General features: G+C 48.6%; 13 protein-coding genes. 2 read left to right on the top strand and 11 right to left on the bottom strand.

Going from position 1 to position 14,268, the window contains the following annotated elements; genetic code table 11:
• Together STRDD11_RS03765 and yidC are read left to right on the top strand one after the other, a co-directional pair.
• A partial coding sequence (locus STRDD11_RS03765; protein WP_128836270.1) for an acylphosphatase occupies positions 1-225 on the top strand: 225 nt, incomplete at its 5' end.
• Between the two features lie 80 nt (positions 226-305).
• Positions 306-1,229, top strand: coding sequence for a membrane protein insertase YidC (yidC, locus tag STRDD11_RS03760; RefSeq protein WP_128835546.1), 924 nt, complete (start codon positions 306-308; stop codon positions 1,227-1,229).
• A gap of 72 nt (positions 1,230-1,301) precedes the next feature.
• On the opposite strand, the gene STRDD11_RS03755 is transcribed toward yidC, so the two are convergent.
• From STRDD11_RS03755 to STRDD11_RS14150, 11 genes are all read right to left on the bottom strand, one after another.
• Positions 1,302-2,537 (bottom strand): sensor histidine kinase, encoded by a 1,236-nt coding sequence (locus STRDD11_RS03755; protein WP_128835544.1) that lies wholly within the window; start codon positions 2,535-2,537, stop codon positions 1,302-1,304.
• Complete coding sequence (locus tag STRDD11_RS03750; RefSeq protein ID WP_164828364.1) at positions 2,527-3,228, bottom strand: response regulator transcription factor; 702 nt, start codon at positions 3,226-3,228, stop codon at positions 2,527-2,529. The genes STRDD11_RS03755 and STRDD11_RS03750 overlap by 11 nt, the downstream gene beginning before the upstream one ends.
• Positions 3,229-3,233: 5 nt before the next feature.
• Positions 3,234-3,854, bottom strand: a complete 621-nt coding sequence (locus STRDD11_RS03745; RefSeq protein WP_128835540.1) for a GTP pyrophosphokinase — start codon at positions 3,852-3,854, stop codon at positions 3,234-3,236.
• Between the two features lie 529 nt (positions 3,855-4,383).
• Positions 4,384-4,866: a transcription elongation factor GreA gene (gene greA, locus STRDD11_RS03740; protein ID WP_128835538.1), complete on the bottom strand. Its 483-nt coding sequence runs from the start codon at positions 4,864-4,866 to the stop codon at positions 4,384-4,386.
• Positions 4,867-5,289: 423 nt separating this feature from the next.
• Positions 5,290-6,789 carry an endolytic transglycosylase MltG gene (gene mltG, locus STRDD11_RS03735; RefSeq protein WP_128835536.1) on the bottom strand — a complete coding sequence of 500 codons (1,500 nt, stop codon included), beginning with the start codon at positions 6,787-6,789 and terminating at the stop codon, positions 5,290-5,292.
• Positions 6,790-6,832: 43 nt separating this feature from the next.
• A complete protein-coding gene (locus tag STRDD11_RS03730) occupies positions 6,833-7,354 on the bottom strand; it encodes a GNAT family N-acetyltransferase (protein ID WP_128835535.1) in 522 nt (173 codons plus the stop codon).
• Positions 7,351-7,866: a GNAT family N-acetyltransferase gene (locus tag STRDD11_RS03725; RefSeq protein ID WP_128835533.1), complete on the bottom strand. Its 516-nt coding sequence runs from the start codon at positions 7,864-7,866 to the stop codon at positions 7,351-7,353. The genes STRDD11_RS03730 and STRDD11_RS03725 overlap by 4 nt, the downstream gene beginning before the upstream one ends.
• A 15-nt stretch (positions 7,867-7,881) precedes the next feature.
• A complete protein-coding gene (gene murC, locus STRDD11_RS03720) occupies positions 7,882-9,216 on the bottom strand; it encodes a UDP-N-acetylmuramate--L-alanine ligase (protein ID WP_128835531.1) in 1,335 nt (444 codons plus the stop codon).
• A gap of 51 nt (positions 9,217-9,267) precedes the next feature.
• On the bottom strand, positions 9,268-9,927 hold the full coding sequence (locus STRDD11_RS03715; protein ID WP_128835529.1) for a divisome accessory protein ZapJ: 660 nt from the start codon (positions 9,925-9,927) through the stop codon (positions 9,268-9,270).
• 41 nt (positions 9,928-9,968) lie between these two features.
• Complete coding sequence (locus STRDD11_RS03710) at positions 9,969-13,082, bottom strand: pilus expression-regulating Snf2 family helicase (protein WP_128835527.1); 3,114 nt, start codon at positions 13,080-13,082, stop codon at positions 9,969-9,971.
• A gap of 526 nt (positions 13,083-13,608) precedes the next feature.
• Positions 13,609-14,268 (bottom strand): GTP-binding protein (locus STRDD11_RS14150; protein WP_241209305.1); only part of this gene is annotated, 660 nt, incomplete at its 5' end.

Genomic DNA, 14,268 nt, shown 5'->3' with positions numbered 1-14,268 from the left:
TGGGGAGTTTACTCTCTGGCACTTGAAATCGGCGGAATCACCGGCCGGGTCTGGAATAACGACGACGGCACCGTTGGGATTCTGGCCCAGGCTGAAACACCGGCACTCATGGCCAAATTTATCCAGGAAATCCGCAAGGGCCCTACTCCTTTCTCTAAAGTCAGCTATTTAGATGTTACCATGGCTAACTTTGACTCCTATACAGACTTTAAAATTTCAAATTAGGTCTGCAGAACTATTGTATATTTTGCAAAAAAACAGTAGAATAGATAGGTATTATTTTTAAGAAACAAAGGAAAGAAAACGTGAAAAAAATTAAAAGATTCTTATTCTCAGCGATGGGACTGGCTGCCCTTCTGGTCCTGTCAGGCTGTGTCGGCCGGGATAAGGCCGGCAATCCTTCTGGCCTGATTTGGGACGTGATTGGCCAGCCAATGGCAGACGGCATTCAGTTTTTTGCTAAAAATGCCGGTCTGGGCTATGGCTTAGCCATCATCATCGTTACCCTCATCGTGCGGATTATTATCCTGCCGCTGGGAATTTACCAGTCTTGGAAAGCAACGCTGCAGTCTGAGAAGATGAACTACTTCAAGCCGATTTTTGCTCCGATTCAGGAACGGGTCAAGAATGCAGAAACACAGGAAGAAAAACTGCAGGCCCAGCAGGAGCTCATGGCGGCTCAGAAAGAAAACGGCCTCAGCATGTTTGGCGGCATGGGCTGTCTGCCCCTGCTCATCCAGATGCCTTTCTTCTCTGCCCTCTTCTTTGCAGCTCAGTATACTCAAGGAGTGGCAGGCAGCTCCTTCCTCTGGATTGGCGATCTGTCCAAAAGCGACTGGGGACTGACAGCTATTGTCGGAGTGCTCTACTATATCCAGTCTGTACTCTCCCTGCACGGGATCGAAGATGAAACTCAGAGAAACAGCATGAAACAAGCCTCTTTTATGAGCCCAATCATGATTGTTGTCTTCTCCGTCTTCTCTTCAGCAGCAGTGACTCTCTACTGGGTAGTCGGTGGCTGCATCCAGATCATCCAGCAGTTTATCATCAACTATCTCATCCGTCCGCGTCTGAGAAAGCAGGTGGCAGAAGAATTTGAAAAAAATCCTCCTAAAGGCCTGAAAAAAGCCAGCCGCGCTAAAGATGTTACTCCACAGGCACAGCCGGCCATCGAGCAAAAGAGCAAGAAGAAAAAGAACCGCAATGCCGGCAAGCAGCGGTCCAGATAAAGCAACAAACTTTAAGAGCTTTTGATCATAAAAAACGAGACTGAGACATTTTGTCTCAGCCTCGTTTTTTGCTTACAGAAGGACTGTAAAGCCAATCAGACCTTTTTTGTAGGAAACAGAAATCTTTCCTTTAAAAACCCGGACCAGACTTTCTGCCATGGACAGGCCGATACCGTAACCGCCCTGTCTGTGATTGTGGGACTCATCTTCCCGATAGAAGCGGTCGAAGAAACGGCTGTAGTCCACATTTTTTCCGTCAGCATAGCTGTTAGCGACAGTCAGACGAGCTCTTTTCCCGCGCTTCGCCTTGGTCAGAGTCACAAAAATCTGCCCGCCCTCATCGCAATATTTGCAGGCATTGTCAATCAAAATGCTGACCAGCTCATAGAGTTCATCCTCAGTCGCCTTGACATGAATGCCCTCCTGCAGCTTGATTTCATAATTCTTGCCGGCTTTTTCCATGACAGATTTGAAGTTATTGGCTGCTTTTTGAGCCACTTGGGAAAAGTCAACATCTACCAGAGTAAGATCCGGCTGTTCTTCTAGGCGAGACAGAACGACCATCTGATTGATGAGATTGCTGAGCCGCTCTACCTGATCCTTGGTGCTTGCTGTCCACTCATTTTCACCCGTCATCAGCTCCTGCAGCTCCGTATTGGCCGAAATGATGGCCAGAGGCGTTTTTAGCTCGTGACCAGCATTGGTGATAAAGCGTTTCTGATTCTCATGGTTCCTGATATAGGGACGAATGGCAAAGCTGGAAACGACGGAAACAGCCAGAACGAAGAAGAGCAGACTATAGAGCGACAGCTGAATCGACAGCCAGAAAAAGTCGTTGCGGTCTTCCAGATAATTCGTCGAATTCAGGATAACGACCAGATAGCGTTTGGTCTTTGCATCCTGAGTCACCTGATAGGAATAAAACTGATTGCCGACATTGAAAATTCCGCTCGTACGGCTGCCGGTGACAACCGCCTGGGCATAGCTGAAAGCCTGCTCCTGGGTCAGATTGGATATATGCTCCAGATTGGAGGAATAGACGGTCTTGTCTTTATTGTAGACCACGCTGAAATAACGATACTGATAAATGGTATCAATGGTGATGCGGTCGTTTTGCAGGCTTTCGGCCGTTTCCTCCACACTGGGAAAATCACCGTTATGATCCGAAAGGATATTCAAAACTGCCTGAATCTCGTCATTCATTTGCAAAAAACGGACAGAGTTGAATACTCCGACCAGCAGAAAGAGGATACCTGTGATAGCGACCGTAGCAATCAGAATAAAGCGAATCCTAAGCTTACGAAACATGGCTTGCTCCTTCCCCGTCCAGCGGCACCAAGGCAAAGCTGCCCCCCTCTTCACCCGAAATAGCCAAATCGGCATGGATAGCCTTCAGCTTTTGCCGCAGGTAGGAGATATAAATCCAGACAAACCCCTCATCCAACTCCTCGTCCTGATCATTGGACCAGACATGGCGGAAAATCTCCTGCGTAGACAGCTCTTTGCCGGCATTCAGCATGAAAAACTCCATCATCTTGGATTCCTTGCCGGCCAGACGGATAGAATTGGAACTGGCCAGCTCCTGCTCTCCGACATTAAGGCTGGTCTGTCCCACCTGCAGCAGATTAGGGGTAAAGGCTTCAACGCGTCTGGACATGGAGCGCAGCCGGGCCAGCAGTTCCTTGAGCGAAAAAGGCTTGGTCAGATAGTCATCAGCCCCAGCATCAAGACCCGTCACCTTATCGTCCACCTCTGACATGGCTGTCAGCATGATGACATGGGTCCTATCGCCGGACTGGCGGATTTCCTTTAAGGCTTCAATCCCTGTCTTTAGCGGCATCATAATATCCAAAATCATCAGATCATAGGCCTTCTTTTTAGCCAAATCCACCGCTTCCTGACCGTCAAAAGCGGTATCTACCTCATAGCCTTCCCGCGTCATGGCCATTTCCAAAACGCGGGACAGCTGCTGTTCGTCTTCTGCTAATAGTATTTTCATCAGGCTTACTCACTTTCTCGGATCAGATTGCGGATAGTCTGCATGGTAACATCACAGGAAGCCAGCTCATCCGCACAGCGCTTGAGCTCCCGGACGATTCGCTTGCTGTCCTTGATTTCCTGCTTATACTTGAGCTGATGCTCCAGGCTGGCCCAGGAGTCCATGGCAATCGTGCGGAGCTGGATTTCGGCAAAATAGCGGCCGGGAGTGCGGCCCTGACAGTCCTCATAGGGCGTTTCGACTTCCAAAATCAAATGATAGGAGCGGTAGCCATTGGGCTTGGCCGTCTCAATATAGTCCTTCTCCAAAATAATCTGACAGCCGTCCAGCTCCCGCAGCAGCTCAATGGTTTGGTAAATATCATCAATAAAACCGCAGACAATACGGATACCGATAGCATCACGAATCTGCCGGAGAGCGGCTTCCGGACTCGGAGTCAGATGCTTGCGCTGGCATTTTTCCAGCATGCTGTCTGCATCCTTGACCCGCGCACTGAAATGCTCAAAGAGCTTGTGCCCTGTCTCCCTTTTGACCTGCTGATTAGCCGCCTGAATCCGCTGACTGAGATCTTCTAAGATTCGAGGCAGATACTCACCGTATTTCCCATAAATATCCTGCTCTTGCATGCTCAACTCCTGACTAATACTCTTCGAAAATCAACACCAACCGCTGTCTGTTTCTTTTATAGTCTTTTCGTTTGCTTTTAGTACGAGGCAGCGAGCCGCAGACAGTACTGGCGTACGGCAAGGCGGGCTAAAAAAGCAATAAAAGATAAACTAAATGACGATATCTGCAGCCTCAAAACCCCACTGAATCTTTTGAGCAGATGACTCTTCGTCTGATGCCGGTATAAGAATCTGTGTTCCGAAATCTTTTCTGTTCTCATTATAGCATATCCATCTGTCATTTCTCTGTTTTTACTTTGTTTCATGTGTGAAAATTTTTGTCTCATAGAGCAGGCTTTCTGTTTTATCCTCATTTCAGTTTATCTTTTATTCCCTTGTTAGATTGGCTGGCACCGACACTGTTTGTATGGAAACTGCAGCTGCCATCCTGTCTGCTCCTGTCTGGTTTGCTGAGGATTTTCTTTGAATATGACAGTACACCTCCTGCCTTAAAGTAAACGAAAAACAGCTGCTGCTGCTTTTTTTCTTCTTAAACTGTTTTTTCGACTTTCAGAATTTTAACATCGTAGCTGCCGACCGGAGTTTCAACCGTTGCTGTATCGCCTGTTTTTTTGCCGATCAAAGCCTGTCCAATCGGGCTTTCATTGGAAACCTTGCCGGCAAAGGCATCTGCACCGGCAGAGCCGACGATGATATAGACTTCTTCGTCGCTTTCGCCCACTTCCTGAATGGTAACGGTTTTGCCAATCGCCACTTCATCTTTGGCCACGGCATCGCTGTCTACAATCTCAGCATAGCGGATTTTGGTTTCCAGACTGGAAATCTGGCCTTCGACAAAGGCCTGCTCATCTTTGGCCGCTTCGTATTCGCTGTTTTCAGACAGGTCGCCGTAAGAGCGGGCAATCTTAATCCGTTCCACCACTTCCGGACGGCGGACCAATTTCAATTCTTCTAATTCTTTTTCTAATTTTTCCTTTTCCTCGCGGGTCATAGGATAAGTTTTTTCAGCCATTGTTTCTTTTTCTCTTTTCTCTTATTATTGTTAGTCTTTTAATTTTTCATACGCAAAGAATATCAATTTTTGACCAGGCAAATCGACAAAGGCAGAACCATCCTTCATCAAGGTGAGCTGCTAGAGTCAGCTTCGATTTTCATTGCGTATCGTCATTAGTTTGTCTTTTATTGCTTTGTTAGCTTAGACAGCCTAGAGAGTGAAACGGTCTGGGAGACCATTTCACTGCTAAAAGCAAATGAAAAGACTCTAACAGAACTGTGTCTGTTTAAAACAGGGGCCGGGAACCTTTGATTCCTACCCCTGATTTTATCATCGTTAAACACCCGGCCGGACTGGCTTAGCCCTCTCCGACCGGATCCTGATAACTGCTCCTTGAAAAGCAAACCATCCTTTTATCCAAAACTTGGTTTTCTTTCAGCATCAGCTGGAGCTGCTGCTGGATTGAGCGACTTTGCTGTTGACATGCTCTTCGACATTTTTAGCATGTTCTTCATAAGTATTGGCAAAGTAAACAGCTCCTGTTTCTACATTGGCAACAAAGTAGAGGTAGTCTGTCTTACTTGGATTGATGGTTGCTTCCAGGGCTGACAGGCTCGGGCTGTCGACCGGTCCAGGCATCAGGCCTTCATTTTTGTATACATTGAAAGGTGAGTCAAGGTTGGTATCAATTTCAGTATCTTCTTTCAGCGTTGTCTTCTGGCCGAGCTTGCCCTGAGCATAAAGAATCGCAATATTGCTCTGCAGCGGCATGGCTTGGTTGAGACGGTTGTAGAAAACGCTGGCAATATCCTTGCGGTCTTGGTCTGTTGAGCCTTCCTTTTCAACCAGTGAAGCAATGGTCAGCACTTCATTGACCGTCAGATTCTTAGACTCGATGGTGGAGTAGTAAGGAGACAGGGTGCTGTCCATAGCAGCCAGCATCTGGTCAATCAAGCTCTCAACATCTGTGTCCTCTCCGTAGTCGTAAGTAGCAGGGAAGAGATAGCCTTCCAAGCGATACTTGACGCCGCTGTCCTTGCTGGGCAGGGTTGCCAGCAGCTGCGGATACTTGGCTGCCATTTTGGCAATGAAAGATTCGTCCTGAACCTTAGCCAAGAAGTCATCCTTTGTGAAAGGCGTTGCGCTGCTCTTCTTAGAGACGGCTGCGGCATTGGCTGTAACAGCCTCCGCCATCTGCTCCAGTGTGTAGCCCTCCGGAATCGTGACCTTGCCGACAACCGGCGGCTGCGGCGTATCTGTCCCGCCTTCCTGCAGTTTCTTGGCAATGGTATCCAGATCCATGCTCTTTTGCAGGTTGTAATAGCCTGACTGGTAATCGCCATAGCTCTTGATTTTAGAGTAAAGGTTAAAGACCTGAGCATTTTTTATCAGGCCGTTCTTTTCCAAAATTTCTCCAATCATCTTAGAACTGGAGCCTTCCGGCACCTCAATGGTCACATATTCAGTCGCATTGGCATCGACAGGCTTCAGAGCAGAAGTAACATAGCCGTAGCCGACAACACCGACAATCGCCAGCCCCAGCAAAACAATGATGAGGACCGTAGTCATAATCCTGCGGGCCAGTTTATTCTGGCGTTTTTTCTTCACAGTATTGTTGGCACGGTTGGCACGGGAAAGATTTTCGGTCGGTTTCTGCTCAGCCTGGCCGTAAACCTTTGGCTGTGCCTTCTCTTCTTCTGCAGTCTTATAGGAAACATCTACCGCAGCAGGTCTTGCTTCAATGTCATGATCTGCAGGGACAGCCTGTTCAGGAGCAGCCTGAGCCGGCTGGCTTTCCTGACCGGCTTCCGGCTGAGAATGCCTGTCTCCGTTTCCCTCGGCTAAATCTCTCAAAATCTGTTCTCTGAAGCTCAGATTTTTTTCTTTATCTTGTGAATTTTCAGTCAAAAATTTGACCTCCTTCATCATAATCCCTAACATTATATCTTAAATGCCTGATAAAAGCAACAAAGTTAAGGCTTATTTAGATTTTATCCTTGGTATCCGGGCTGTGGCGGGGATTTTCCCAGACCATATCATACCAGATTTCATCAGCATAGACTGATGCTGACAGTCCTTCGTTGACAAAGCCGTGTTTTTCATAGTAGGCTGTCAGATAGTCGTGGCAGGTCAGATTGATACCATGGCGCTCCTCCTTTCGGGCAATGTCCTTCATCGCCTCCAGCAGCAGCCGGCCCACACCCAATCCCTGCGCTTCCTTGGAAACAGACAGGCTGGTAAGGGAGATAAAGCCGCCTTCCAGATGGCCGTAGTCCTCTATCTCCTCTGTAAAAGAAACATCTTTTAAATAGCGTTCTGGCCGAACTGGGCCTTCCAGATACCCCAGAAGTTTTCCGTCTTTTTCTGCCACCAAAAAGGTAGTAGACAGAGTCTGGATATGAGCCGACAGACTCTCTCGGCTAACGGCTTCTTCTGGGCTGAAATTTTCCAGTTCAATAGCATAAATAGCATCCAAATCCGCCAATTCTGCTCGCCGTATAATCATAGCGCTCCCTCATAGCGGAGATTTTCCCAGACCATATCAAACCAAACCGCTCCGCCATGGACAGAGTCTGAAATCCCCTCATCCCTAAAACCGTTCATTTCATAATAAGGAAGCAGGTCGTCATGGCAGGTCAGATTGATTCCCTGACGGTTTTGCTGGTTGGCTCTTTCTTTGAGAGCTGCCAGCAGCAGGGTCCCCACTCCCTGCCCCTGAAAATCCGGGCTGACAGACAGACTCTGGATAGCGATAAAGCCGCCTTCCTTGGGATTAGCTGTAACTTTGGCAAACAAATCATCTGTCAGATGACGCGAGAAAACAGCCGGCCCTACGACATAACCCGCAATCTGACCATGAAGCTCAGCCACCAGAAAGGTATCGGCAATCCGTTCAATCCGCTCTTTCAGCACTGCCGGGCTGGCTGCTTCCTCCTCAGAGAAATTGAGGCTTTCCAGGCGAACCAGCTCCTCCCAGTCTGACAGCTGAGCATTTCTGATCTTTATCGGACTCTTCATTTATCCTGTTCCTCCTTACTGAACATTGCTGGTCAGATTGGACAGAAGGCGCTCAAAGGAATATTCATAGGTCTGAATATCACCAGCCCCCATAAAGACATAAACGGCATTGGAATGGTCCAGAAGCGGCGATACATTGTCTGCATCAATGACCTGAGCCCGCTTGACAATCTTTTCGGCCAGATCTTCGACCTTGACATCACCCTTGTCCACTTCCCGCGCAGATCCGTAAATCTGAGCCAGATAAACCGAATCCGCCTGATTGAGGGCTTCTGCAAATTCATCCAAAAGGGCAATGGTCCGTGTAAAGGTATGAGGCTGAAAGATCGCTACAATTTCCTTGCTCGGGTATTTCTGACGGGCCGCATCCAGAGTTGCAATGATCTCTGTCGGATGGTGGGCAAAGTCGTCGATAATGACGGTGCCATTGACAACCTTTTCGGTGAAACGGCGCTTAACGCCCCCGAAAGTCTTGAGATGCTCCCGCACCAAATCAAGGTCAAATCCAGCGATATATAAGAGGCCGATAACCGCCGTCGCATTCATGATATTGTGGCGGCCGAATGTCGGGATGTGGAATTCCCCCAATTCCTGACCGCGGAAAGAAACCTTGAAGTCAGAGCCGCTGGTCGAGCGCAGCAGATCGTGAGCTACAAAGTCATTGCCCTCCTCCTTGAAACCGTAGTAATAAATCGGCGCATTGGAAGTCAGCCGGCGCAGCTGCTCATCCTCTCCGTAAATAAAGAGGCCCTTGCTGATCTGCTTGGCATAGTCATTGAAGGCATTGAAAACATCTTCCAGACTGGTAAAGTAGTCTGGGTGGTCAAAGTCAATATTGGTAATAATCGAATACTCCGGATGATAGGGCATAAAATGCCGCTCATACTCATCCGACTCAAAAACAAAATACTTGGCATTGGCAGATCCGCGGCCAGTTCCATCCCCAATCAGATAGCTTGTATCGGTGATATTGGAGAGGACATGGGATAAAATACCGGTCGTTGAAGTCTTGCCGTGGGCACCGGCCACTCCCAGACTGACAAAGCCGCGCATGAAACTGCCCAGAAATTCATGATAGCGCTTATAGCCGATACCATTGGCATCTGCGTAGGCAATCTCTGCATTATTATCCGGCCGAAAGGCATTGCCGGCAATGATTTCATAGTCTGCCTGAATATTTTTCTCATTGAAAGGCAGAATGCGAATCCCTGCTTTTTCCAGCCCGCGCTGGGTAAAATAATATTTATCGACATCGCTCCCCTGAACCTTATGGCCCATCTGATGCAGCATCAAAGCCAAGGCACTCATTCCAGAGCCCTTAATCCCGATAAAATGATAGGTTTTGGTCATACTTTCTCCTTAAGACTGAAAGACATCAAAACGACTGTCCTGCGTCTGCTCTTATTCGTTATCAAAATGGGTCAGATCCAGCTCTTGGGCCTTGCTGTGCTTCGAATGGTCTTCCAAGACCCTGTCCTTGTTGTAAATCTGACTGGTTTTCAGGAAATCATAATTATTTTTCTGAGGCTTTTCCTGCACTTCCTGCGGCTGCGGTCTGTAGTCTGGCTGGATGTCTGCCAGAATATAGGTTTCCTGCCTTAATTTGTCGCCGAATCTGGTAAATTCACCTGACTGGCTCTTTTGGAAGGGAGCCGTTGGCTTGGGTCTTTCCTGACTGGACACAGCCGGAACCTTTCTGTTGCGGATTTTATTAGGAATCTCACCGGTCAGATAAGGAGCCGAGCGCTTCTTTTTCAAATCCGCCCGGGCTTCCTCACGCGCCTGCTCAGCATAGCGGATAGCCGGATCTTTCTTATCAATCGGCTTTTTAAAATCCTTGATAACCGCCTGCTTCTGCACCGGCCGTCTGACAGTCTGACTGGCAGCCAGCGGAGCGTGTCTGCTGGAGTCCACAATGGGCTTCCACTCCAAATAATTACGGTCTGTGTAGTCTCCCATAATATTGCTGATGAGGTCTAACTCATCATAGAGATTCATGTGCGGCATTTCCGTCAGCATGATCTCATCGTCAGCAATCTGAGGAAATTGTTTATCAGTCATATGTTTTCCTTTCAACCCTTCATTATTATAAACTATTCAAGCTATTTTTCAAGCGATTCTGCAGAAATTCCCAGAATTTCCCGAATTTCCTCCAAGGAAAGACTGGAGCGGGTCTCTGAACCATCCAAAATAGTGGACACCAGATTGCGCTTATTCTCCTGCAGCTCCTGAATTTTTTCCTCAATCGTTCCCCGGGTAATCATGCGGTAAACTTCCACATTGCGCTCCTGACCGATACGGTGGGCCCGGCCGATGGCCTGGGCCTCGACCGCCGGATTCCACCAGAGGTCTACCAGAATCACCGTATCCGCTCCGGTCAGGTTGAGGCCGACGCCGCCTGCCTTGAGCGAGATCAGAAAGGCAGAGCGCTGACCTTGGTTGAAGGCTGTCGTCATATCCTGGCGCTCCTTGGCCGGGGTAGAGCCTGTAATCTTGAAGGAATCCATCCCCAGAGTGTTCAATTCTGACTCAATAATGTCCAGCATACCACGAAATTGTGAAAATATGAGGACACGGCGATTACCGTCTTGTATCTGTTCGAGAAGTTCGCGCAAACTTTCCAGCTTGCCGCTTTCGCCCTGATAGTCTTCCATAAAGAGCTGAGGCGTATCGCAAATCTGCCGAAGGCGCATCAGGCCGGACAAAATTTCTACCTTGCTGCGGTTGAGCTCATCTTCTGTCGCCTGCATGATTCTGTCCTGCATCTGCTTGAGCAAGGCCAGATAAATGGTCTTCTGACTGTCTGCCAGCTCATTGCGATAGGTCACCTCAATCAGGTCAGGCAGCTCCTGCAGAACATCCTCTTTCTTCCGCCGCATCACAAATGGCTTGATGTAGCGGGCTACCGTTTCAGGCGGCAGCTTGAGAAATTCCCTCTTGCTGGGCAGAAGTCCCGGCAGTACAATCTGAAAGATAGACCAGAGCTCGCCCAGATGATTTTCAATCGGCGTTCCCGACAGGGCATAGGTATGGGCTACCTCAAAATCCCGCAGGTACTGGGCTATTTTGGTCTGGTCATTCTTCATCACCTGCGCTTCGTCCAAAATCAGATAATCAAACCGCAGTCCCCGGTATTCTTCCACATCCTGCCGAAAAGAGGCGTAGCTGGTAATGGTAATCTGGCGGTTCTGGGCAATCAGCTCATCGCGGACATTCTTCAGACCGTAAACAACTGCCACATCTAAATCCGGAGCGAACTTGGCAAGCTCATCACTCCAGTTGTAAATCAGGCTGGACGGCGCTAAAATCAAGACTCTCTTGGACTGATCCAAGCGCGAGCTGAGAAATGAAATGGTCTGAAGAGTCTTACCCAGCCCCATATCATCGGCCAAAATCCCGCCAAAACCGTACTTGTCCAGCATAGACAGCCATTTGATCCCCGTCTCTTGATAATCGCGCAGCTCGGCCTTGACCTTGACAGCCGGCAGAGCGAAAGTCTCCGGATGGGTCAAATCATAGGCCAGCTGCTGAAAATCCTGTGAAAACTGGACCCTGTCTTTGCCCTTGAAAAATTCAGACAGGTGATAGGCGGCAAGACTGTGGGCCTGGATGACGCCGTTTTTAGAAGATTGGCTTCGCAGGTTTTGCAGGGTGCGGCTGATGCGCTTGGTCTCTTCGTCAAAGATCAGAACCTGCCCATTCTTGCTGATAAAGAAATCCTGCTCGCCAAAGAGCGAATCCAGCACAGCATCAATCTCTGACTGGTCAATGCCGGCAAAATCAAAGCCGATTTCCAGCAGGCCGCCGGTCATATTGATTGAAATTGCCGGCTGCTCTACATGAGAGAGTGCCTGCAGCTCCTCGGACAGACTGACCTGCCCCAAAGCTTCAAAACGCGGAATAACAGCAGAGAAGAAATGGTAAATCTCCTCCGGCCTAAGCGGCGGGCGCTGGCTGTAAAAATCAGCTATAAAACCGGCAGACAGCATCTCCCGGAAAATCCGCTGCTCCTGCTCAAAATTGCTGGCAAAAGGCAGACGTTCCAAGCTTCGGCGGTTGGTAACCGTCCTGTCGCCGTAGTCAAAAGCCACATCTAAAATCAGCCGCTGGTCCTGACCAAGACCAAAAGCAAAGCTGGCTTGAAAATCATGGATAATCAGCCGCTCAGGCGCTTCTACCCGGCCAACCGTCCGAAAGTCACCCAGACTGCTGGCCAGCTTGCTCTGCTCTGTCAGATCAAACTGCAGGCGCTTCATACGGTCCTGCTCCAGCGGCAGCTCCCGCAACGCCTTGACCAGTTTGATTTGCTGCTGATTGAGCTGATAGAAGGTATCGCCGTAGAAGATATATCGGCCGTCGTAGAGCAGCTTATAGTGCTTCTCTGCAATGGCCAGCTCAAAATACTCCTCATCTGCTTCCACCTGAAAATGATAGATGTCTGCTTCCTCGTGCAGATCTTGGAAGAAAACTTCCGCATAATCATAGAGACTGTAATCCAGACGGAAAGAAGCCAGATTCATCAGGCGGGTGACGCCTTCCTCAAAAAGACTGGCCGGAAAATAAAGGTTGCGCCCTGCGTTGGGAAACACCAAGGAAGCATCCTGCCCTTGATAATCCTCTGTCAGTCCCTGTAAAAATTCGATTAAGTCCTGACTGGCCTCATCAAAATTTTCCATATGAATCGGCTCATAATAGCTCTTGCCAATCTGATAGTGTCCGCCCTTGTCCAGTGTCCGCAGGAAAGACAGAATATCCCGAACCACATAAGAACGCTCATCCGGCAGCCGGCTGATACGGAGACTCCACAAAAACTGACCGGTATAGGAGTCTTCCTGACCGGTGGCAGAGAGCTCATAGCGCACTTCCTGCTCCCTCTTTTCCGGCAAAATCTTATCCAAAAAGAGACTGCCGATAGACACTAATTTCTGCGTTTCCTGACTGGTCGACTCCTTCTTCTCCATACTGTCCAGCACATCCTTGCCGGACGGGTCATTTTTCAGAAAATATTCCAGAGCAGCCAGATGGGCACAGTATTTCTTCTTCTTAAAGAAATCACAAGAGCAGAAAATCACATCATCATCCAAGCTGTAGCGCAGATTAAAATCATCCACACGTGCGTATAACAAAGAGTCTCTGACCTCAAGAATGACTACCTTCTTGCTTTCAAAAAGAGCAATCCCTTCCGTTCGGATCTTACCAGGAATTAATTTAGCCATAACTACCACCTTACATTTATCTTACTATTATACCATAATTCAGATATAAAACATAAAAAGAGAAAGCAACAACATTTTCAGCTTGCCCTCTCTTCTCCGTCCGGACCGCTTCCAGCTCCCGAACACTCCTGTCCTTTCCTATTTTACTGAAAAAGAGGCTGGGACAACAAGTACCCAGCTTCCTCTATTTCGATTGTTCAATGGACCAGGCGCAGTGGCTGGGAGAAATTCTGCTGATTTTAGACAAGCAGCATCTCCCTTGCACAGTTCATTAGAGGCTTTAGCACCATCAATCAGCGCTGAGCAGCTGCTCGTTTGTTGATTCATCAGCTTTTACAAGCCGCTGCTTTGGCATCAAGTTTTACTTTGCTTTATTCACAAGCTCCAACAGACCGCCCGGACTTGTTGGAAGCAACGGCATCACAAAAGATAAGCGGACCCCTTGTCTTAGCAGTAAACGGCTGCTTCTGCTCTTTGCCGGAAAAGGAAAGCAGGTATTTTCCCCATCCATTTCTGAACAAAGGTCTTATTTCCGCTTCCTTGCAACCAAATGGATAGGCGTACCTTCAAAGACAAAGGCCTTGCGGATTTGATTTTCCAGAAAACGCAGATAAGAAAAGTGCATGAGCTCTTCTTCGTTGACAAAAATGACAAAGGTCGGCGGTTTGACCGATACTTGGGTCGCATAGAAAATCTTGAGGCGTTTGCCCTTGTCGGTCGGGGTCGGATTGATGGCAACGGCATCCATGATGACATCATTGAGGACAGCCGACGGAATGCGGGTATTCTGGCTCTGGCTGATCTGCTTGATCAACTCCGGCAGTTTGTGCAGCCGCTGCTTGGTCAAAGCAGAGACAAAGACAATAGGAGCGTAGGACAGGTACTGGAATTGGTCGCGGATGTCCGCTTCCCAGTTCTGCAGGGTTTTGTTGTCTTTTTCCAAGGTATCCCATTTATTGACCACGATAATGATTCCCTTGCCAGCCTCATGGGCAAAGCCGGCAATCCGCTTGTCGTACTCGCGAATCCCCTCTTCAGCATTGAGCACCATGAGGACTACATCTGAGCGGTCAATGGCCCGCATAGCCCGCATGACGGAGTATTTCTCCGTATTCTCATAGACCTTGCCCGACTTGCGCATGCCTGCCGTGTCGATCATGGTAAACTCTTGACCCTCACTGTCAGT

The sequence above is a fragment of the Streptococcus sp. DD11 genome (assembly GCF_001578865.1).
Classification (GTDB): Bacteria; Bacillota; Bacilli; order Lactobacillales; family Streptococcaceae; genus Streptococcus; species Streptococcus panodentis.
This window is presented reverse-complemented; position numbering and strand designations above follow the sequence as displayed.